Raw genomic sequence first — 21,692 nt, 5'->3', positions numbered from 1 at the left:
CTACGTGTTTTTGTTAGGGTTTGTTGTATTGAAATGTACTTTAATTTTTTTTGCTCTACTAGCGCCTACCACCTTAGCTAAGTCTTCAAAACTTGCTTCGGCAATTCGTTTGGTGCTTTTAAACTCACGAAGTAATTCAACCACCGTCTTTTCACCAATTCCGGGGATGGTTTCTAAGGCTGTATTTAATGCTTCTTTACTTCTTTTTTGTCTGTGAAACGTAATTCCAAAACGATGGGCTTCATTTCGTAACTGTTGTATGATTTTTAAGGTTTCAGACTTTTTATCAAGGTACAAAGGAATAGGGTCATCTGGATAGAATAACTCTTCTAATCTTTTGGCTATTCCAACAATGGCAATTTTACCTCTTAGTTCTAATGCATCGAGGGCTTTTAATGAAGAAGACAATTGTCCTTTTCCTCCATCAATAATAATAAGTTGCGGTAATGGTTGTTTTTCTTCTACCAAGCGTTTGTATCTTCTATAGACCACCTCTTCCATAGAGGCAAAATCGTCTGGTCCTACTACAGTCTTGATATTAAATTTTCGATAGTCTTTTTTACTTGGCTTTCCATTCTTGAAGACTACACAAGCCGCTACCGGATTGGTTCCTTGAATATTACTATTATCGAAACACTCTATGTGTCGTGGCTCAACAGTTAAACGCAAATCCTTTTTCATTTGCGCCATGATTCTGTTGGCATGTCGATCTGGATCTACAATTTTGGCTTGTTTAAAACGCTCCATCCTGTAATACTTTGCATTTCGGGTAGAAAGGTCAAGTATTTTCTTTTTATCCCCTACTTTGGGGACATGTAACTTTACTCCAGCTTCTACATCAATCTCAAAAGGGACGTAAATTTCTTTAGATTGTGAATGAAATCGCTGCCGCAGTTCTACTACAGAAAGTTCTAACAATTGTGCATCGGTCTCGTCTAATTTTTTCTTTATTTCTAGGGTGTGACTCCTTACAATAGCCCCATATGAAAGTTGTAAAAAGTTTACATAGCCATAACTCTCATCACTTATCACACTAAACACATCTACATTGCTTATCGATGGGTTTACAATGGTAGACTTACTCTGGTAATTTTCTAAAGTTTCAATTTTTTCTTTTACGCGCTGTGCATCTTCAAAGTGTAAATCTGCTGCGTATTGTTTCATCTGTGCTTTAAATCCGCCCAGTGATGCCTTAAAATTTCCTTTTAAAATGTTACGTATTTCGGCAATAGACTCGTTGTAGGATATTTCAGATTGCAAACCCTCACAAGGACCCAAACAATTTCCTAAATGGTATTCTAAACATACTTTGTACTTGCCATTAGTCACCTTTTCATGCGCAAGATCGTAATTACAGGTGCGCAAAGGATACAAACCTTTTATAAGATCTAGTAAGGTATGTACTGTTTTAAAGTTGGTGTAGGGCCCAAAGTATTCGCTACCATCTTTAATAAGCCTACGAGTTGGAAACACACGCGGAAAACGTTCATTTTTTATACAAATCCAAGGATAGGTTTTATCATCTTTAAGCAGCACATTGTATTTAGGCTGGTACTTTTTAATCAAGTTATTTTCAAGCAACAAGGCATCTGTCTCTGAGGCTACCACTATGTGTTTGATGTCAAAAATACGCTTCACCAACATGCGGGTACGCGCATTATCGTGCGTCTTATTGAAGTAGGAAGCCACTCGCTTTTTTAAGTTTTTAGCTTTTCCGATATACAATAATTGCCCCTCTTTATCATAGTACTGATACACCCCAGGAGTATCTGGTAATGTAGAAACTTGAAGCGATACAGGTGCTGCTGCCATACCGTAAAGATAGAAGCATTTGAGTTATTTTAGGTATGGTTTTGTGAAATTATTGGTAGGTTTTTCACCTTAATTAAAACGTATAAACTAATCGACTCATAAACAGCTAAACTATTTTTTTTCTACCTTGCAGTAACCAAGTTAGTAAACATGAACATCGCAATTCTTTCTAGAGGAGAACACCTTTACTCCACCCAAAGTCTGCTCAAAGCTGGAGAAGCTCAAAATCACGATATAGAAGTGATCGATCCTGCCTTTTGTAATGTTATGATCGAAAACAACAAAGCGATTTTGCAATACCACGATCAAATTATTGACGATTTAGACGCTATCATTCCCAGAATTGGCGCATCAAACACCTACAGAGGCACCTCTATTGTACGTCATTTTGAAGCCATGGGCGTATTTAGCATTGCATCGTCTCAAGGAATTATAAACTCCAGAGACAAATGGACTTGTTTTCAAATACTTGCGAAGGCAGGGATCCCTATGCCAAAAACAACCTTAGGATCGTATCAATATCTGGAAGCGTTTCTAAAAGACTTTGGCGAAGGACCTGTGATTATTAAAATCCTAGAGGGCACCCACGGACAAGGAGTTATTCTCTGCGAAAATTTTAAAAACGCCTTGTCTACTGTAGAAACATTGCAAACTGCTCGTGTAAAGTTTGTTATGCAAGAATTTATTGCCGAATCTCAAGGAACAGACCTGAGAGCCATTGTTGTTGATGGTCAAGTTATAGCGGCCATGAAAAGACAATCGAAGGATGGCGATTTTAGATCGAACCTACATCGTGGTGGAAGTGCCACCACCTTACAATTATCGCAGGCTGAAAAAGAGGTAGCCATTGCAGCTGCAAAAACCTTAGGATTGCATGTCTGTGGTGTCGATATATTAGCATCAAACAAAGGACCCTTGGTATTGGAAGTGAATTCTACTCCAGGTTTAGAAGGCATAGAAACAACTACAGGAATTGATATTTCAAAAAGAATTATTCAATTCATAGAACAAATGAAATAAGCAGTAGCAGTGCTCAGTAGCAATTTGCCAGTATATCAAATAAAAACAGTTCCATTTAAATGGCCATAAAAAACACAGATCTTATCATTCTAGGCGAAAAAATAGCCTTAGGACAAAGCAAAACCATCAATTTTAGCTTTGCAAAACTTTACACCTCAACTAAAGTAGAGATTCCGGTTATTATTGAACGCGCCAAAACTCCAGGACCAACTGTGCTTATTACAGGTGGAATACATGGAGATGAAATTAATGGCGTTGAAATTGTACGTCAGATTATTGCCAAAAAAATCAATAAACCCAAAACTGGAACCACCATTTGTATTCCTATTCTTAACATTTTTGGTTTTTTAAATGCAGATAGAACCTTCCCAGATGGGCGTGACCTAAACCGTGTGTTTCCTGGTACTAAAACAGGATCTTTGGCAAGTAGAGTTGCCTATTATTTCACCAAAGAAATTTTACCCTTTGCAGATTATTGCTTAGATTTTCATACGGGAGGTGCGCAGCGATTTAATGCAGCACAAATTAGAATTGAACCTAATAATCCTGAGTTGCTAAAATTATCCAACATATTCAATGCACCTTTTACCGTATACTCTGGAAATATTAGCAAATCTTACAGAACTACCTGTAATAAAATGGGCATTCCTGTATTGCTTTTTGAAGGTGGTAAATCTTTAAACAGCAACAAACATATTGTAAAAGAAGGGGTTGAAGGGGTGCAACGTATTTTGGCACATTTAGATATGCATTCGCCATTAATAGAAGTGCCTCAAAAAAACACAACACCTGTTATCATTAATAGTAGTAGATGGATTAGAGCTCAAAAAAGTGGTCTCCTACACGTGAAAATTCCATGCAATAAACATGTCGAAAAAGGCGAATTCTTAGCGACCATTACAGATCCATATGGCACCATGCGCTTTAAAGTACTGGCGCCTAATGAAGGCTATATTATCAATGTAAACCAAGCCCCTATTGTAAACCAAGGAGATGCTATCTTTCATATCTCCACACAGAGTAACACCTCTAAGGTAGCCACCGAAGAAGATCAAGAGTAATGGACAAGCAAGCACTTCGGAAATATTATAAAGAACAACGCGCTTCCCTAGATGAAACGACCGTTGAAGACCTAAGTCTTGCTATTGCCAATGAAGCCTTAAAGCTCCCCATTTGGGAACACACCAATTATCATATTTTTTTATCCATTGAAAACAAAAAAGAAGTAGACACCTCCTACTTACTTCATATTTTACAAGGAAGAGACAAAACTATTGTTGTCTCAAAATCTAATTTTGAAACCTATTCATTACAGCACATTTTACTGCAAGAAAACACACGCATTCAAATTTCAGCATATGGTATCCCCGAACCAGAAGGTGGAATCGAAGTGCCTGTAACAAGTATCGATGTTGTATTTGTTCCCCTACTTGCTTTTGACAAAAAAGGGAACCGAATTGGCTATGGTAAGGGCTTTTATGATCGGTTTTTACAGCAATGTAAACCCGAAACAATCTTTATCGGACTTTCATTTTTTGAGGTAGAAGAAGAGATACCAAGTAACGCACTTGACATCGCACTTCACTATTGTATTACTCCTAAAAAATCCTATAAATTCTGACTTTAATCGATAAAAAACGACACTTAATCTGTGTTTATTTAATGATATTCTAATTTCATTTCTTGAAAATTAGTATATTACAGACATAAAACCTAGTTTTTTAATCTTTATAATAAGACAAAACAAACCCAATGGAACAATCCCCGCCATTTATAAATCAGGATAAATACGACTTTTATTACAAGCAAATTGCTGCCCTTACAGCTTCTGGCGGTTGGAGTATCGATTTTGTAAATAAAAAAAGTTACTTAGATGAAGAGGCTAGAAGAATTCTTCAATTACCAGAAGATTATAGAGCAACCTTGTATGAACTCATTAACTTGTACGCTCCAGGAAAGCACCGACAAGAAGCTATGGAAACTTTTATGGCCTGTAGTAATGGCACTCCCTTTTCAAAATCCATTAAAATGCTTAGAAATGGAGAAGAATTTTGGGTAAAATCTACCGGAAAACCAATCTATAATGATACCAATGAAATCATTGGTGTTCAGGGAGTATTTAGAGATATTGACGAAGAAAAGCGCAAAGAAATTAAGCTCAAAAAATCGTATGATTTAATTGAATCTCAAAATAAAAGATTGTTAAACTTCGCCCATATTGTCTCACATAATTTACGTTCACATTCTAGTAATTTACAACTTACGCTTACGCTATTAGAGGCAGTTTCTTGTAAAGAAGAAGAGCTTGAATTAATGAATGGAATTAAAGATATTTCAGAAAGTTTAAGTGATACCATCATACATCTTAGTGAAATTGTAACCATCAATACCAAGGACATTGTCCCAACAAAAGATTTGAGTATTCAAAAATCTTTAGATGGTGTTTTGCATTCGATTCAAAGTCTAATCAATGAAAGCAACACAACAGTAATACAAGACTTTAGCGCTTTAGATACTATAGACTACTTTCCTGCTTATCTAGATAGTATTCTGCTAAACCTTTTAACCAATGGGATTAAATACAAACACCCAGATAGAAACGCTATTATTAAGATATCAACCCGTGTTGACAACCATGTTAAGAAGTTGATTGTACAAGATAATGGAGTAGGCATAGATTTAGATACATTTGGTGAGAAGATATTTAATATGTATCAAACCTTTCATAGAAATGAAAATGCTGTGGGTATTGGTTTGTTTATTACAAAAAATCAAGTAGAAGCTATGGGGGGTACTATTGATGTATCCAGTATAGTAAATGAAGGAACCACTTTTACCATTACCATTCGATAAAACAACCTCGCCATGAAGCTAACTAGCCCCATAAAACTGTCTTGCATTATTGATGACGATGATGTGTATATCAACTTGGTAAAAAAGATTATCAACATTAAAAATCTATCTGAAAATTTGTTGGTTTTTAAAAATGGTAAAGAGGCTATTGATTATTTTAAAGCCATCATTTCAGGTATTAATGAAAACGCTTTTCCAGAAATCATCCTTTTAGATTTAAATATGCCCGTTATGGATGGGTGGAACTTCTTAAAAGAGTTTACACAAATTAAATCACCCATTAAAAATAAAACAACTTTGTATATCGTGAGCTCCTCTATTAACCCAGAAGATATCGAGAAGTCAAAACAATTTAGTGATGTGTCAGACTATCTTGTGAAGCCCATAAACATGGACGATTTTGAAGCGATTTTTTACTCAAACAAAGGCGTTGCTTAAGTAGTCCTTATTTTTTATTTCTTCGGAAATGTTCTTTTGTGAAATACAATGAGCATCCCAACACCTGTGCTAATAGCGACATCTGCAACATTAAATACAGGATCAAAGAAGGTAAATCGCTCACCACCCCAACCCGGAATCCAATTTGGCAATACACCATCATATAAAGGAAAAGATAGCATATCTACTACCTTACCATGAAATATAGTACCATAGGGTTCTTCTGCAAAAGCTGTAGCAACGTTTCCGTAACTACCGTCAAATACAATTCCGTAGAATACAGAATCAATTATATTACCCATGGCTCCAGCAAAGATCAATGCTATGGCAGCTAGCAAAATACCAGATCCTTTTTTTCTCGCACTATCCCATAACCAATACCCAATACCAACAATAGCAACCAATCGAAACAAGGTTAGAATAAGCTTGCCATAGGTTCCTGGTATTTTTGCCCCCCACGCCATTCCCTCATTCTCTACAAATAAGATTCTAAACCAAGAAAACACCTCCACTTCTTCATGAAGTTGGAAGGTCGTTTTAATATATATTTTTGAAATTTGATCTATTAATAAGATCAACACAATAAGAAGTACCGATTTTTTTAAAGTCATAGCTGCTTAATAACGCTGGCAAAAATAACATTATTATTCGGTTTGAGTTATGGAGACTGCTGCTCCTTTTGCAGTAATTCTCAGAAGCAAAGGATCTTTTTGAGTAACAATGGTTTGCAAGTTTTGTTTTTCAAGTATATTTACCATCAAAACCTCTGCAGCTACAGTACCTGAAACTGTTCCTTTATTACATACAATATCCCCAGCTCCATGAAACTTATCTAAAACACAATTCCCAGCGGCTAGCTGAGCGTTTACAGCACCAAAAAATCCTTGAAATGATAGATTTGAAAGTCCTGCTACCACATCGATATCTAGATGTTCTGGAACACGAATGTCAAGTACGAAAGACAACACTTTATGCGCCGCTAGTTTATCATCATGAGCTTTAAAAAAAGGCGTATACCCAGCAGCAATACTAAAATCACCATCTTCCAGATTTGTTTTCAATAATACGTTTTCAAAAGTTTCGCCCTGCACGGTAGCAACCATAATAATATCCTGAATGTTTTCAGATCGAAAATTAATTTCAGAAAAATGAGTCCCATCTATGATCAGCTTTTCTATACTATTTGCAGCTAAAATTTTCTGCATTTTTTTCTGGCCCAAAACACTAGTTGTTATGAGAAAAAAGGATAGTATGTAGTAGTATTTTGGCATGAGATAAAACAAAAAAGACCTCACACAAGGTAAGGTCTTTTTAAATACTTCAATATAAAATTTATTTCTGCATGTTCTTAGCTTCGATGCTTAAGGTTGCATGAGGCACTAATTTTAAACGCTCTGGATTTATTAACTTTCCAGTAACACGGCAAATACCGTAGGTTTTGTTTTCAATACGAATCAATGCATTCTTCAAATCTCTAATAAATTTCTCTTGGCGAATGGCCAATTGAGAAGACGTTTCTTTACTCATTACTTCGCTTCCCTCATCAAAGGCTTTAAACGTAGGTGAGGTATCATCTGTACCGTTATTACTATCGTTTCTATACGCACTTTCAATAAGTTCTAATTGCTCTTGTGCAGCTACTATTTTTTCTTTAATAAGAACTCTAAATTCTTCTAGCTCTGCATCACTATATCTGCTTTTTACATCTGTTGCCATAGGGATTAGGTTGTTTATTTGTTAATACTCAATTTGGTTTCTATACCATCAAAAGCAATTTTCGTACCATTGCTTATTTCGGTTTCAAACTGAAGACTCTCGGTTAGAGTTTCTTCTTTAATATATTTCAAATTTTGCTGCACTGCGGTTTCTAATATTTCCGAAGCCAACAAACGTACATGTATTCTATCTGTCACTTCAAAACCTGAATCTTTACGAAGGTTTTGAATACGGTTGACGAGCTCTCTCGCGATCCCTTCGTTTTTTAAGGTTTCAGAAATGGTGACATCCAACGCAACGGTAATTCCATCACTATTAGCTACCAACCAGCCTTCTATATCTTGAGAGCTAATGAGCACATCATCTAGTGTCAATGTAGTGTTTTTTTCTGAAATTTTAATGCTCAAAGACCCTTCTTTTTCTAACAAATTGATCTCTTCCTGCCCAAACTGCTGAATTACAGCCGCTACCGCCTTCATGTCTTTACCAAAGCGGGGTCCAAGCTTTTTGAAGTCGGGCTTAATCTGTTTAACCAATATGCCAGAACCTTCGTCAATTAGCTCAATTTCCTTCACATTTACCTCGCTCTTAATCAGGTTACTAACGGCTTCAATTTCTTGTCTTGCTGTTTCATCCAAAACAGGCACCATTATTTTTTGTAAAGGCTGACGTACTTTAATTTTCTCTCTCTGTCGTAACGATAAAACTAAAGAAGATATTGTTTGGGCGGTTTGCATTCTACCTTCCAAGGCACTATCAATCAAAGAAGTATCTGCAGTTGGAAAATCGCTTAAATGCACCGATTTTTTGGCATCTTTAGCAACTACAGCCACTAAATCTTTATATAATCTATCCATAAAGAAAGGTGCAATAGGTGCTCCTAATTTTGCTACCGTTTCTAAACAGGTATACAAGGTTTGATAGGCAGAAATCTTATCTTCTCCATAACTTCCTTTCCAGTAGCGTCTTCTACTTAAACGCACAAACCAGTTACTTAAATTTTCACCTACAAAGTTTTGAATGGCTCTAGCAGCTCTGGTAGGCTCATAATTGGTAAAGGCTTCATCTACGGTTGTAATAAGTGTATTAAGCTCACTTAAAATCCAACGGTCAATCTCTGGACGTTTTTCTATGGCAATGTCTGCTTCACTGTAGTTAAATCCATCTAAGTTGGCGTATAGGGCAAAGAAATTATAGGTATTGTACAGCGTTCCAAAAAACTTGTTTCGTACTTCCCCAATACCATCAATATCAAACTTCAAGTTATCCCAAGGGTTGGCATTGCTTATCATGTACCAGCGAGTTGCATCTGGCCCATATTTTTTTAAGGTCTCAAATGGATCGGTTGCATTTCCTAAACGCTTCGACATTTTCTGACCGTTTTTATCTAATACCAATCCGTTACTCACTACATTTTTATAGGCAACATCATCAAAAATCATGGTGGCAATAGCGTGTAGGGTATAGAACCAACCACGTGTTTGGTCTACTCCTTCGGCAATAAAATCGGCTTTACGCCAGGTGTTTTCTACCTTTTCTTTGTTTTCAAATGGGTAATGCCATTGTGCATAGGGCATCGATCCAGAGTCGAACCATACGTCAATTAAATCTGCTTCACGCACCATTGGTTTTCCTGAGGGAGAAACCAAAGTAATGGTATCTACTATATTTTTATGCAGATCTACTTGATTGTAGTTTTCTTCAGAAAAATCACCCACTACAAAGTCTTCATAAATATCTTTTTCTAAAACCCCAGCAGCTACGGCTTTTGCCATTTCAGCTTTTAACTCTTCTATGCTACCAATAATGATTTCTTCGGTACCATCTTCGGTGCGCCATAGTGGTAATGGGATTCCCCAATAACGAGAACGCGACAAGTTCCAATCGTTGGCATTGGCAAGCCAGTTTCCAAAACGCCCTTCTCCGGTTGCTTTTGGCTTCCAGTTAATGGTATTATTAAGTTCGTGCATGCGATCTTTAAAATCGGTCACTTTAATAAACCAAGAATCTAATGGATAGTATAAAATTGGTTTATCGGTACGCCAGCAGTTTGGATAACTGTGCACATACTTCTCTACCTTAAAGGCTTTGTTTTCTGTTTTTAACTGAATAGCAAGCTCCACATCTATCGATTTCTCTGGAGCTTCGCCATCGTTATAATATTCGTTTTTTACATACTTCCCAGCATAGTCGCCCATTTCGGGTCTAAACTTTCCTTGTAAATCTACAAGAGGCACAAGATTTCCGTTTTCATCTTTCACCAACATGGGTGGCACTTCTGGACTCGCTTGTTTGGCTACAAGAGCATCATCTGCTCCAAAGGTAGGCGCGGTATGCACAATACCCGTTCCGTCTTCGGTGGTTACAAAGTCTCCACCAATCACTCTAAAAGCATTTGCTGCTCCCGCATCTGGAGTTGCGAAGTCAAGTAATTGCTCGTATCGAATTTCTAAGAGGTCACTTCCTTTACATTCGGTTGCGATAAAGAAAGGAATCTTTTTAGCTTCTTTGGTATAGCTCGTTAGTACCTCAAGGTCTTCGGTCTGCTCATATTTCCCAGTAAATTGTTTGCCAACCAAATTTTTAGCAAGAATCACATGTACAGGCTCAAAGGTATATTGGTTGTAGGTTGCCACGACTACATAGTCAATTTTTGGTCCAACGGTTAGTGCCGTGTTCGATGGCAAGGTCCAAGGCGTTGTGGTCCAAGCAAGGAAGTGCAAATGATCAAATTTCTGTAAGAAATCTGGCAGCGAACTTTCTACGGCTTTAAATTGTGCCACTACGGTAGTATCTGTCACATCTTGGTAAGTACCTGGTTGGTTAAGCTCGTGACTACTTAATCCAGTTCCCGCTTTTGGCGAGTAAGGTTGTATGGTGTAGCCTTTGTAAAGTAAATTTTTGTTGTAAATCTGTTTTAGCAACCACCAAACAGATTCCATGTATTTTGGTTTGTAGGTTACATAGGGATCTTCCATGTCTACCCAATAGCCATAGCCTTCGGTGACTTTATTCCAAACGTCTGTATAGCGCATGACAGCTTTACGGCAGGCTTGATTGTACTCTTCTACGGAAATTTTCTTACCGATATCTTCTTTCGTGATCCCCAACTCCTTCTCTACTCCAAGTTCGATAGGCAAGCCGTGGGTATCCCAACCTGCTTTACGATCTACTTTAAAGCCTTTTTGGGTTTTGTAGCGACAAAAAATATCTTTGATAGCACGTGCCATGACGTGGTGAATACCAGGCAAACCATTGGCAGAAGGTGGTCCTTCAAAAAACACAAAAGGAGTAGCATCTTCACGAATGGCAATACTCTCTTCAAAGATATTTTCTTCTTTCCAGAAATCGAGTATGTCTTCTCCTAGTTTTGGGAGATCTAAGCCTTTGTATTCTTTAAATGTTGTACTCATTGTGAAAATCGCCTTAGCGAGTAATTTGGAGGTTTTCTAAAATTATTAATGTAGGTTTCGACTGCGCTCAACCAGACAAAATAAATAGCAAATTTTAGTTAGCATCCTTGTTAGTAAAAATCATAAGTATTTAAGGCTGCGAAATTACGGAATTTTGATGTGAATTTTAAACCAAATATTACGCAGCTATTTTCATCTTTTAGAATGTTCGTAAAAAGCAATACACAAAGCCCTTTCACTACGTAGGGGTACGTAGGAAAAACTCAATTTAATCCCTTATTTTTGTTACTATCAGCATATTGAAGCCAAATACTCTACTATGAAAAATCTACTACTCACACTACTAGTTATATCGAGCATTAGCCTAAAAGCGCAAACCACCTACACCTATACGGGTATTGGAGATTGGACTACGGAAGCCAATTGGTCTCCATCGTATCCTGGAATTGATATACTGGAAGGAGACACTGTAATTATAACTGCGGGATCTGTGATAACAACCTCAATTTTCATTGACATAAGTGGGACGTTAAACAATTTTGGGACGCTTGAAATGGGAGCTTCTTCTTTTCTTACAAACAATAAAGCTTTACTTAATTCAGGAACGCTAAAAGTTCATAATGTAATTAATCTTGCCGGAATCCAAAATAACGGAACTATAGAAATGAACGATGTTTTTGATAATAATGATTCGTTCTCGGAATTAATTAATAATGGAACGATTATAATTACGCCCACTGGCGAGTTTTTTAACTCTGAATTATTTCTTATTGCAACAGATGGGATTATAATTAATAACGGTCGGTATGAGAATTCTGGCCCATTAGGAAATAGCGAAAACGGTTTTTTAGGAGGAAGTAATATAGATCATAGCTCGCATCGAATTAATTATGGAGTGATATCACCTGGTGATGATAGCAATGCTATAGGAATATATCGTTTTAATAGTGGTTTAACAAATCAAAACACGGGTGTTGTACAATTTGAAATTAGTGGAAACGGTACTCCAGGTGTCGATTATGATCAGGTTATTGTAACAGGAGATGCTACTTTAGAAGGCACACTTGAAGTTAGTTTAACAAATGGTTTTGTACCTCAAATAGAACAAAGTTATACGTTAATAAATGCAACTGCTATTAATGGTACCTTTGATAATGTTGTATTGCCAGTATCACCAAACGGAATTTGGGAAATTAACTACACCGCTACCGATGTAATACTAACATTTATTTTACTCCCTGAAGTTTCATCTTCTATTCCTACTAGCAATGCACTCAATGTAAACAACACCTCCAATATTGATGTTACTTTTAATCAAAACATGGATGCCTCTACATTTACAGATACGACTATTAAAGTTCTCGGGGATCAAGGAGAAACATTCACATTTTCTAATCAAGTTACTGGACCTACGGTAAGCATAAATCCAAACAGAGATTTTTTTCCTGGCGAAGAAATTACTACAACATTTACTACTGGAGTGAAAAGTGTTGCAGGAAATTTCCTAGACACCTCGTATAACTATAGGTTTACAGCGGCCGTAAGCCCTGAAAGTCCAGGTACATTTCCGTTGGACAAAAACATTATCCCAACAACACATACTAACCTTAGTAGTCTCACTACTGCAGATTTGGATGGTGATGGAGATTTAGACATTATTGCAAGTGCTGCTTTTGGAGTTGAAGGTATATCATGGTATGCAAATAACGGAGTTGGCGATCTTGAACTACAACAAGTAGTTTCAACCACTAAATCTGAAAAAGTAATCACTGCGGACCTAGATGGAGATGGAGACTTAGATTTGATAAGAAATGCTTCTGGATCAACTGATCTTAGCTGGTTTAGAAATAATGGATCCGGGGTATTTGGTACTGAATTGGAAATTGACAACCCGATAGAAACATTTAACAGTCTCACTTCTTTTGATGTAGACGGTGATGGTGATTCCGATATAGTAACAAGTGGTGAAAATGAGGATAAGATTTTTTTATACATCAATGATGGGTTAGGTAATTTTGGTCAACAGCAAACAATAAGTAATTTAGCTGATTCTGTAATATATATTGAAAATGCAGATCTTGATAGTGATGGAGATATAGACATAATTGTAGGGTCAGAATTTGATGGTATTTATTGGTATGAAAATGATGGGTTAGGTAATTTTAATCTGCAAAATATTAACTCATCATCAAATGATATTAAATACATTACGGCAAAAGACATTAATGGAGATGGCACTTTAGATTTGCTATATTTATCTCAATCTAATCTAGGAATGTTGCTAAATGATGGCACAGGTACATTTACTGCCCAAGCAAATATTATGGCTTCGATAAGTGGAGATATTGGGGTTGAAGTTGCAGATATTGATGGAGATGGAGATCTAGACATCCTCGTTACTTTAAATGCGTTTTCTTCTAGTATTGGGGTTATAAAAAACAATGGAACAGGAACTTTTAGCAACATGCAACCCGCTGGAACACCACTAGATAATGCATCAATTATTACTGCTGCAGATTTAGATTTAGATGGAGATTTAGATGTTGTTATAGGCTCAGAAAATGAAAGCCCTATTTCTTGGTATGAAAATTCATCCACATTAAAAGTTGATTCTACAAATCCACAGCCAAATACACTTACTGCAGATAGTACATCTAATATAGATATTACTTTCAATGAAAATATTAATCCACTAAGTGTAAGTTCAAGCACCGTTAAAGTTTCTGGGAATAATGGAAGCCCATTTAATATTCCTATACCCATTGTAACTAATGAAGTGATGAGTATTAATCCTAATAGAAATTTTTTTCCTGGTGAAGTTATTACAACTACAATTGCAAGTGATATAGAGAACAACAATGCAGCAACTTTAAACGCATCTTATACATATCAATTCACCGCAGCTGTCACTCCAAATAGTCCTGGAGAATTTCCACTTGGCCAAAATATTATTTCATCAACATTTAATGAGGTTAATAACATTGGCACTTCAGACTTGGATGGAGATGGAGACCTTGATGTAATTTCAAGTTCTTCATCTGGAGGACTATCCTGGTATGCAAATGACGGCAATGGAAATTTTACCTTACAACAAGTTCTTTCAACTACAACATCAGAAAAAGTAATCCCTGTAGACATAGATGGTGATGGAGATTTAGATCTATTAAAATATGATAGTTCTGGGTCCGAAATTTACTGGTTTAAAAATAATGGACTTGGTGTATATAGCAACCAACAAACACTTTTTTTCACTAACTCTTTAAAATCATTAACTGTGTTTGATGTAGATGGCGATGGCGATATGGATATAGTTAGTTATCAAAGTGGAGGAATTATTTGGTATGCTAATAATGGTATAGGTGTTTTTGGTTCTGAAAATATAATAAGTACAATATCTAGCTTCGATCCTATACTGGCCAACGCTGATTTAGATGGAGATGGATATCTGGATATTGTTTCAAAAACTTCATCTGCAACAGGAAATCTATATTGGCATAAAAATAACGGAATTGGTATTTTTAGTTCTGAAAAAATTATTGACCCTATTGTATCTTCAATTAAAGCAATTGCAGTAGCAAATCTAAATGGTGATAATGCACTAGATATACTATTCATCAAAAATGGAGGAATAAGTTTGGGCTGGGCTCTAAATGATGGAACTGGGAACTTTACTCCACAAGCGACCATTGATACTTCCTCAAATACATATACTAGTATTTCAACTGCCGATATAGATGGGGATGGTGATTTAGATATCCTTGCAACTACAGAATCTGATGACCGAATATTCTGGTATGAAAATAATGGGTCAGGAACTTTTAGCAACCAACATACCATTAGTACAGAAGCAGATAATCCTCAATCTATAGCTTCTGCCGATATAGATGGCGATGGTGACCTCGATGTGCTTTCGGCTTCTTTTAATGATAACCGCATTGCCTGGTATGAGAATGCTCCAATTCCTCTGTGTCCTGGTGGCATTACTACCTACACCATTGCCGGTGGATGGGATAACGGTATGCCAGACGCAACCAAAGAAGCAGTTATAAGCGAAGATTACACTACAGCTACCATGGGGCTTGGAGATATCACTGCTTGCTCATTAACAATTTCTAACAATGCAACACTAACCATAAGTGCAGATAATTTTGTACTCATTGAACATGATATTACTGTTGAAACTGGCGCAAGTTTAGTCGTGGAGCATACTGGTAGTGTGGTGCAGGTAGATGATGGTGCTGTAGTAACAAATAATGGAACTATAAACGTGAACGTTACCACACCTTCTGTGATGGAACGTCAATTCATGCTACTAGGTAGTCCGATGTCTACTGCCAACCGTACAGATTTTGTAGGATTTAGAATGTTAGCACATGACACGAATGCCTTTGACATGTATATAGACCCAACATTATCTGATGCTACCAATTTTTTAGATGCAAATAACAATGACTGGAATACTCATACAGGAGTCTTAGTTCCTGGAGAAGGATATGCATATTGGCCTGGCCCTACTATTCTCGATGCAGGAAGTTATGACCTAGAGTACGACAATGGTACCTTAAATAATGGTATTGTATCGTACCCTACCGTATTTGGCACAGATAAAAATGATAGCCCAAACATACTCTCAAACCCATATGCAAGCGCCATAGATACAGATGCACTAATTGCAGCAAATGCTGCCATAGATGAAGTGTATTTTTGGGAACATAATTCTATGCCTAGTCCAACATTTCCTGGAGCAAACTCAGCCAATTTTAATATGGAAGACATTTCTATGCGTAATGCTGGAGCGGGTGTTGCTTCATCAACAGGAGGCACTGCACCGGGGCAGTTTATGTCTTCTGCACAAGGCTTTGGGATTAAAGCTGCTACAGGAGATCCTGTGGTGTTTAACAATGCGCTTCGAACCACTGGAAATAATAACAATTTACGAAATCCATTGCAAGCAGATCGCCTATGGCTCAATGTAGAAAGCAATGCATATGGAATGGCTAGCAACATGGCTATTGTATTTTCAGAGCAGGCAACAGCTGGTTTTGAGGCTAATTATGACAGTCAGCGTTTAGGTACAATTGTATCATTATACTCTCAAATTGAAGGTTCAGACAATGGATATACCATTCAGGGGAGAGAGGCATTTACAAATGAGGCATTGGTTACTGTAGGTTTCTCTTCATTGGTAGATGCAGTTACAGATTACACTATTAAACTAACCAATCGAGACGGTGTACAGATGGAAGCTGCTTCCATTTATTTAATCGATACCGAATTAAACATCATAACAGATCTAACACAAACTTCCTACTCTTTTGAAAGTGCAAAAGGAAATTTTCCGAATAGATTTATCCTTCAATTTCAAAACGAAGCACTCCTTGAAAATAATGAAGTTTCGATCGCTAATATTTCAGTAGTACCCAACCCTACTAATGGAATTATTACGATTAGTTCGCCAAATGCAATGTTGAATACAATTTCAGTTTTAGACATCCAAGGAAGAGTGATTAAAGAATTAAAATCAATTGGAGCACTCACATCTACCCTAGACATTTCCTTATTGAATAGTGCTGTCTACTTCTTGAATATCGAAACGGAACATGGAACCTTCGTTAAAAGAGTATTGAAAGAATAACTCAAAATTTTATACTCATTTTTTAATCTGAAACCTACTGCGATGTCGTAGTAGGTTTTTTTTATCTTTAAGATGTTAAAAGCTTATGTTAACCTTTTCGCTAAAAAAAGCATAAACTAAAAAACAAACACCATGAAAACAAGCATCTACACAGTATGTATTACTCTTATCATTTCTTTTTTTGCAACTACCGAAGCTTCTGCCCAAAGAAGACCCAGCAAACCAAACAAAGCTTTTGTGAAAGAAAAAGTAGGGATTCAAACATCACCTACAGATGAACAAATAAACGATTTTTTGTACACGGCTACAGGACAAGGAAATGCCAAAACAAAAGAGCAATACACCTTTGAAGTTGCCATTACAACACAAATGCAAGATGTATCAAAACGTAGACCCAAAAAACAAATCATCACCCAACATTATGGAGCTGGAGCTACTATGATGCAGCTAGAAAAAGAACAAGCTATCATTACAGACCTTAACAGTGAAACCGTAATTATGATGGATACCAAAAGAAAAACAGCTCAAATCATGAATGCTGCTTTTATGGGAAGATTTATGGGGAAAGCTGTGAAGTATCTAGCAGAAAAAAATGGAAATGCTGGTACGAGTCCTAACATTAAAAAACTAAATGAGACACAAGTTATTGCTGGATATACTGCAGAAGGATACTTAGTCACCACAGAAGATGGTGCTGTTGAAATTTGGTATTCGAAAGCAATCCCCATGTCGTTTTTTGAAACCACCTCTGGTTTTATGGCAAAGTATATTGATATGCCTACAGATATGGAGCCTCTTGGATATCCACTTCTTATGACGCAAATTAATAAAAAAGGAAAAAGAACCGATGAAATGCGCGTTATTGAAGTAAATAAAACACCATTAACAATAGATATGGGCGAATATAACGTGATGAATATTTTTGGAAATTAAATATGCAAGGAGGTAGTAGATAAAGAGGTTCTCAACTATTTTCATATCTTTATCCAAAACCTCTAGGATTGAAAAAATTCATCTTCATTGCTTTTGTTTGCTGTAACATAGCATATGCCCAAGACTACATCGATTTATTTAAGGTTAGTTATATTCAAAATTTTGAGCATGAGTTTCAAAATACGGGTCAGAGTACCAACATTCAGTCTTTAGAAGCAGATCTTACTTTACCAATTCAAATAGATGAAAATAATGCTATTATAACGGGGTTTTTGTACAGTCAGAATGCACTGTCTTTATTTCCCGAAAACAATGAGTTTCCAGCTAACATTTCAGAAAGAAGTACGCTCTATGCCACTACATTAAAACTTGGAATCAACAGAGTTTTGAGTGATAAATGGTCGGGCGCTTTTGTGTTTTTACCCAAACTTTCTTCAGATTATATAAACATCTCAAAAGACGACTTTTTTTTAGGAGGCTTTTCGATTTTTAATTATAAGAAAAGCGAGCATCTTAGTTATAAACTAGGAGGAGTGGTGATACAACAAACCTTTGGTGTAGTTGCCATTCCATTGTTTGGACTTTATTATAAAAGCCCTAGCAAAAAACTGGAAGTAGATCTCACCTTACCTGTTGCTGGTGATGCCAATTATAGCATCACACCAACGACTGCTTTTGGTGTAAACTATTATGGTATAGGGCGTAGTTTTGATATTCATCAAGACAATATTTCAGACTATTATGTTGATTATGCCTCCTTAGAATTTAGTGGTTATTTTCAATATGGATTGCTAGACAATAGTGTCTTACTTCGTGCCAAATTGGGCTATGCTACCTTCACTGGAGAAGCCTATGCAGTTGGAGACGATATTGATGTACGTATTGCTGGCTTGTTTGATGTTGGTGATAACAGAACCCAACTCAACCCCAGCATCAATAGTGGATTCTTTGGGAAGTTTGAGATGGTGTACCGTTTTGATTTGTCTGGCAGGTAGAGATTGGACCGTTCGTTACACTTACTTTTAGAAGCTAGACCGCTTCGCTTTTAGACCGTTCACTTTGCTCACTGTTAGACCACTCGCTTCGCTCGTTGTTAGATGATAGACTGCTTCTGTCTTCTGGCAAAAATAAAAACCAAGAGATACTTAAACTCTTAAACACCTAAACTTATAAAGTGAACCACCTCCTACTTTGAGGAAAAAATTCAAAAAACCTCCCTTTAGGGCTGGGGAAAAGTTTTTTTGAATTTAATTCATTCTGAAATATTAGAGTAAATGCATGATTTCTCATCGATAGATTGTTTTTAATCTTTTGTGTTGTCAAGCCCTAAAAAAGAGGCTATTTTTGCGAGGCATAAAACCCATATTTCATGAATATTTTAGTCTTAGGTTCTGGAGGTCGCGAACATACATTTGCGTATCAATTAGCAAAAAGTGACCGTTGTAAAAATTTATTTGTAGCGCCTGGTAATGCAGGTACTGCTCCCATTGCAACCAATGTTGCCCTTTCGGTTACAGATTTTGCTGCCATAGAACGATGTGTGTTAGACAACAGCATTACCATGGTAGTTGTAGGTCCAGAAGATCCACTAGTGCAAGGTATTGTTGATTATTTTGCGGCAACGCCTAGTTTAAAAAATGTTCAAATTATTGGACCTTCTAAACAAGGTGCTCTGCTCGAAGGGAGTAAAGAGCGTGCTAAAGAGTTTATGATGGCGCACAATATTCCTACGGCGGGCTATGCTAGTTTTACTTCGGAAACTTTAACGGCTGGACATGAGTTCCTTGAAACTCTAAACGCCCCTTATGTATTAAAAGCAGATGGTTTGGCAGCAGGAAAAGGAGTACTTATCATACAAGACCTTGACGAAGCCAAAGCTGCCTTGACAGACATGTTAGGTGGTAAATTTGGTGACGCTAGTAATACAGTAGTTATTGAAGAATTTTTAGATGGAATCGAGTTAAGTGTTTTTCTACTTACTGATGGTAAAAACTACAAAGTACTCCCTACAGCCAAAGATTATAAACGTATTGGTGAAGGAGACAAAGGCTTAAACACAGGAGGGATGGGCGCTATTTCTCCAGTCCCTTTTGCAGATGAAGCCTTCATGCAAAAAATTGAAAAACGTATCGTAAAACCGACCGTAAACGGACTTCAAAAAGAAGCGATCGATTACAAAGGGTTTGTATTTATAGGCTTGATTAAAGTAGGAGACGATCCTTTTGTCATAGAGTACAATGTGCGTATGGGGGATCCTGAAACTGAAGTGGTACTTCCAAGAATTAAAACAGATTTAGTTGATGTATTGGAAGCAACGTATAAACAACATTTAGACACATTACATTTCGAATTAGACACAAGAGCCGCCGCTACAGTAATGGTAGTTTCTGGTGGCTACCCAGAAGCTTATGAGAAGGGAAAAGCAATCTCTGGGATTGAGGATATTTCCGAAGCTATTGTATTTCATGCAGGTACAGCATTAAAAGAAGGTGCCGTAGTTACCAATGGCGGACGTGTTATTGCCGTTACTTCAATGGATGAAGATTACAAAAAGGCCATAAAAAAATCCTATCAAAATATAGAAAAACTATCTTTTGACAGGATGTATTATAGAACCGATATCGGTTTTGATTTATAAACGGTGTTGTTTACTGGAATTTGTCGCCACCAAGAAAAGAATGAGATGTAGACGTACGATCTTCTTCTTCATTCTCATTAAATTTCTTTAATTGAAGCATCCAGTATACAAATGCTACAGAACAAATTAATGTAAATATCCAGTTCATGATGTTTGCAGCACCCCAGCTTTCAAGCTCTAAAGCTCGTAATGCATCGAAAGGAGCAAATAAAACATCTTCTGTAAATCCTTGAATTGCTGAATATATATCTGTTAAAGCCATATCTTTATATTTAAAACGCAAAAGTATAAAATACCCCATATGCTCACAAGCTTTTTCGGTAAATCTAGTCCTATAAATTACATCCTTCTTAGTATAGCCATCGTAATGGGTTATTTTATGAGGGTTCTTATGGCTAAAGAAGCTACGTTAACCCTTGATTCTCTGCCAGATCACTTAGGAACGATCTTCTTAATGGTGTTTGCCGTTTTGTTGTTAGATTTTATCATTAGAAAGAACAATGTCACCAAAAACAACACCTACAGCATCTTATTATTTGTGCTTTTTGTGTTAATGATTCCTCAAGTATATCTAGATATGGAGTTGGTTTTAGCCAATGTTTTTATACTATTAGCTACCCGACGCATCTTAAGCCTCAACACAGAAAAAAACATAGAAAAGAAAATTTTTGATGCTACCATGTACATCACCCTCGCTTCTTTTTGTTATGGCTGGGCCATTTTATTTTTCTTAGTGCTCTACCCATCTATAATACGAAAAACAAGTGTTGCGATACGGTTTCTTATTATCCCAATAATAGGCTTTCTAGGTGTAAGCACCTTGGCAATAAGCTATCAGTTAGTTGTTAAAGATTCATTTGCGTGGATGTACGACTGGTTTCCTAACGTTAGCTTAGACTTTAGCGCATATAATGTAATGACATTACTAATTCCTACTACCCTGTTGTGCACTTTATTAATTTGGATGGGAAGCACACGATTGGTGGGAGTATCATCCCTATCAAAAAAAGAAAAACCGGCAGCAATTACAATGTTGCTTATTGCAGTTGTTTCAATTTTAATGGTACTCGCAAGTCCGCTTAAAACGGGAGGTGAACTTTTTTTCTTACTAGCACCAATAGCGATTATTGTAGCGAACTATATTGAATCTAACAGCACTAGGGAACGCACTATTTTTAATGAAGTATTGTTATGGTGTCTTATCGCCTTAGTGTTTTTAACACCCATGCTTTAA

The 21,692-nt window shown here is 36.7% G+C and carries 16 protein-coding genes; 10 read left to right on the top strand and 6 right to left on the bottom strand.

All coding sequences use genetic code 11. The annotated features are described in order from the left end of the window. The gene (gene uvrC / locus ACY2RS_RS06265) at positions 1-1,812 is read right to left on the bottom strand and encodes an excinuclease ABC subunit UvrC (RefSeq protein ID WP_490097768.1); all 1,812 of its coding nucleotides are present in this window, start codon (positions 1,810-1,812) and stop codon (positions 1-3) included. A 150-nt stretch (positions 1,813-1,962) separates the two neighbouring features. Here uvrC and ACY2RS_RS06260 point away from each other — a divergent pair, with 150 nt between their 5' ends. The 5 genes from ACY2RS_RS06260 to ACY2RS_RS06240 all read left to right on the top strand — a co-directional run bounded on the left by ACY2RS_RS06260 (position 1,963) and on the right by ACY2RS_RS06240 (position 6,123). Further along, the gene (locus ACY2RS_RS06260) at positions 1,963-2,832 is read left to right on the top strand and encodes an ATP-grasp domain-containing protein (protein ID WP_490097767.1); all 870 of its coding nucleotides are present in this window, start codon (positions 1,963-1,965) and stop codon (positions 2,830-2,832) included. A 59-nt stretch (positions 2,833-2,891) separates the two neighbouring features. After that, positions 2,892-3,893 carry a succinylglutamate desuccinylase/aspartoacylase family protein gene (locus tag ACY2RS_RS06255; protein WP_490097766.1) on the top strand — a complete coding sequence of 334 codons (1,002 nt, stop codon included), beginning with the start codon at positions 2,892-2,894 and terminating at the stop codon, positions 3,891-3,893. Next, a complete protein-coding gene (locus ACY2RS_RS06250; RefSeq protein WP_490097765.1) occupies positions 3,893-4,453 on the top strand; it encodes a 5-formyltetrahydrofolate cyclo-ligase in 561 nt (186 codons plus the stop codon). The genes ACY2RS_RS06255 and ACY2RS_RS06250 overlap by 1 nt, the downstream gene beginning before the upstream one ends. Positions 4,454-4,584: 131 nt before the next feature. Continuing rightward, the gene (locus ACY2RS_RS06245) at positions 4,585-5,685 is read left to right on the top strand and encodes a PAS domain-containing sensor histidine kinase (RefSeq protein WP_490097764.1); all 1,101 of its coding nucleotides are present in this window, start codon (positions 4,585-4,587) and stop codon (positions 5,683-5,685) included. A gap of 12 nt (positions 5,686-5,697) precedes the next feature. Continuing rightward, positions 5,698-6,123 carry a response regulator gene (locus ACY2RS_RS06240; RefSeq protein ID WP_490097763.1) on the top strand — a complete coding sequence of 142 codons (426 nt, stop codon included), beginning with the start codon at positions 5,698-5,700 and terminating at the stop codon, positions 6,121-6,123. Positions 6,124-6,137: 14 nt separating this feature from the next. Here the strand turns inward: ACY2RS_RS06240 and ACY2RS_RS06235 are convergent, their stop codons facing one another. From ACY2RS_RS06235 to ileS, 4 genes are all read right to left on the bottom strand, one after another. Next, positions 6,138-6,734, bottom strand: coding sequence for a lipoprotein signal peptidase (locus ACY2RS_RS06235; protein WP_490097762.1), 597 nt, complete (start codon positions 6,732-6,734; stop codon positions 6,138-6,140). Between the two features lie 33 nt (positions 6,735-6,767). After that, a complete protein-coding gene (locus ACY2RS_RS06230; RefSeq protein WP_490097761.1) occupies positions 6,768-7,328 on the bottom strand; it encodes a hypothetical protein in 561 nt (186 codons plus the stop codon). A gap of 127 nt (positions 7,329-7,455) precedes the next feature. Beyond that, positions 7,456-7,839, bottom strand: a complete 384-nt coding sequence (locus tag ACY2RS_RS06225) for a TraR/DksA family transcriptional regulator (RefSeq protein ID WP_490097760.1) — start codon at positions 7,837-7,839, stop codon at positions 7,456-7,458. Positions 7,840-7,853: 14 nt separating this feature from the next. Then, positions 7,854-11,252 carry an isoleucine--tRNA ligase gene (gene ileS / locus ACY2RS_RS06220; protein WP_490097759.1) on the bottom strand — a complete coding sequence of 1,133 codons (3,399 nt, stop codon included), beginning with the start codon at positions 11,250-11,252 and terminating at the stop codon, positions 7,854-7,856. A gap of 319 nt (positions 11,253-11,571) precedes the next feature. Between ileS and ACY2RS_RS06215 the strand changes: the two genes are divergently transcribed. The 4 genes from ACY2RS_RS06215 to purD all read left to right on the top strand — a co-directional run bounded on the left by ACY2RS_RS06215 (position 11,572) and on the right by purD (position 20,458). Beyond that, positions 11,572-16,887 carry an FG-GAP-like repeat-containing protein gene (locus ACY2RS_RS06215; protein ID WP_490097758.1) on the top strand — a complete coding sequence of 1,772 codons (5,316 nt, stop codon included), beginning with the start codon at positions 11,572-11,574 and terminating at the stop codon, positions 16,885-16,887. A gap of 132 nt (positions 16,888-17,019) precedes the next feature. After that, positions 17,020-17,820: a hypothetical protein gene (locus ACY2RS_RS06210; protein WP_490097757.1), complete on the top strand. Its 801-nt coding sequence runs from the start codon at positions 17,020-17,022 to the stop codon at positions 17,818-17,820. Positions 17,821-17,888: 68 nt separating this feature from the next. After that, complete coding sequence (locus ACY2RS_RS06205; protein ID WP_490097756.1) at positions 17,889-18,815, top strand: DUF6268 family outer membrane beta-barrel protein; 927 nt, start codon at positions 17,889-17,891, stop codon at positions 18,813-18,815. A gap of 374 nt (positions 18,816-19,189) precedes the next feature. Continuing rightward, complete coding sequence (gene purD / locus ACY2RS_RS06200; RefSeq protein WP_490097755.1) at positions 19,190-20,458, top strand: phosphoribosylamine--glycine ligase; 1,269 nt, start codon at positions 19,190-19,192, stop codon at positions 20,456-20,458. A 10-nt stretch (positions 20,459-20,468) separates the two neighbouring features. Here purD and ACY2RS_RS06195 read toward each other — a convergent pair whose 3' ends face one another. Continuing rightward, positions 20,469-20,720, bottom strand: a complete 252-nt coding sequence (locus ACY2RS_RS06195; protein ID WP_490097754.1) for a DUF6341 family protein — start codon at positions 20,718-20,720, stop codon at positions 20,469-20,471. 39 nt (positions 20,721-20,759) lie between these two features. Here ACY2RS_RS06195 and ACY2RS_RS06190 point away from each other — a divergent pair, with 39 nt between their 5' ends. Further along, positions 20,760-21,692 (top strand): hypothetical protein, encoded by a 933-nt coding sequence (locus ACY2RS_RS06190; RefSeq protein WP_490097753.1) that lies wholly within the window; start codon positions 20,760-20,762, stop codon positions 21,690-21,692.

The organism is Patiriisocius sp. 208BN25-11, from assembly GCF_058147145.1.
The sequence above is the reverse complement of the archived record's forward strand: the minus strand, read 5'-3'. Positions and strand labels throughout refer to the sequence as shown.

Coding starts and splice junctions, on each gene's coding strand:
- ACY2RS_RS06215 (WP_490097758.1), top strand. CDS start 11,572: ATGAAAAATCTACTACTCACACTACTAGTTATATCGAGCATTAGCCTA.
- ACY2RS_RS06260 (WP_490097767.1), top strand. CDS start 1,963: ATGAACATCGCAATTCTTTCTAGAGGAGAACACCTTTACTCCACCCAA.
- ACY2RS_RS06230 (WP_490097761.1), bottom strand. CDS start 7,328: ATGCAGAAAATTTTAGCTGCAAATAGTATAGAAAAGCTGATCATAGAT.
- ACY2RS_RS06195 (WP_490097754.1), bottom strand. CDS start 20,720: ATGGCTTTAACAGATATATATTCAGCAATTCAAGGATTTACAGAAGAT.
- ACY2RS_RS06225 (WP_490097760.1), bottom strand. CDS start 7,839: ATGGCAACAGATGTAAAAAGCAGATATAGTGATGCAGAGCTAGAAGAA.
- ACY2RS_RS06240 (WP_490097763.1), top strand. CDS start 5,698: ATGAAGCTAACTAGCCCCATAAAACTGTCTTGCATTATTGATGACGAT.
- ACY2RS_RS06250 (WP_490097765.1), top strand. CDS start 3,893: ATGGACAAGCAAGCACTTCGGAAATATTATAAAGAACAACGCGCTTCC.
- ileS (WP_490097759.1), bottom strand. CDS start 11,252: ATGAGTACAACATTTAAAGAATACAAAGGCTTAGATCTCCCAAAACTA.
- ACY2RS_RS06255 (WP_490097766.1), top strand. CDS start 2,892: ATGGCCATAAAAAACACAGATCTTATCATTCTAGGCGAAAAAATAGCC.
- ACY2RS_RS06235 (WP_490097762.1), bottom strand. CDS start 6,734: ATGACTTTAAAAAAATCGGTACTTCTTATTGTGTTGATCTTATTAATA.
- purD (WP_490097755.1), top strand. CDS start 19,190: ATGAATATTTTAGTCTTAGGTTCTGGAGGTCGCGAACATACATTTGCG.
- ACY2RS_RS06210 (WP_490097757.1), top strand. CDS start 17,020: ATGAAAACAAGCATCTACACAGTATGTATTACTCTTATCATTTCTTTT.
- ACY2RS_RS06190 (WP_490097753.1), top strand. CDS start 20,760: ATGCTCACAAGCTTTTTCGGTAAATCTAGTCCTATAAATTACATCCTT.
- ACY2RS_RS06245 (WP_490097764.1), top strand. CDS start 4,585: ATGGAACAATCCCCGCCATTTATAAATCAGGATAAATACGACTTTTAT.
- uvrC (WP_490097768.1), bottom strand. CDS start 1,812: ATGGCAGCAGCACCTGTATCGCTTCAAGTTTCTACATTACCAGATACT.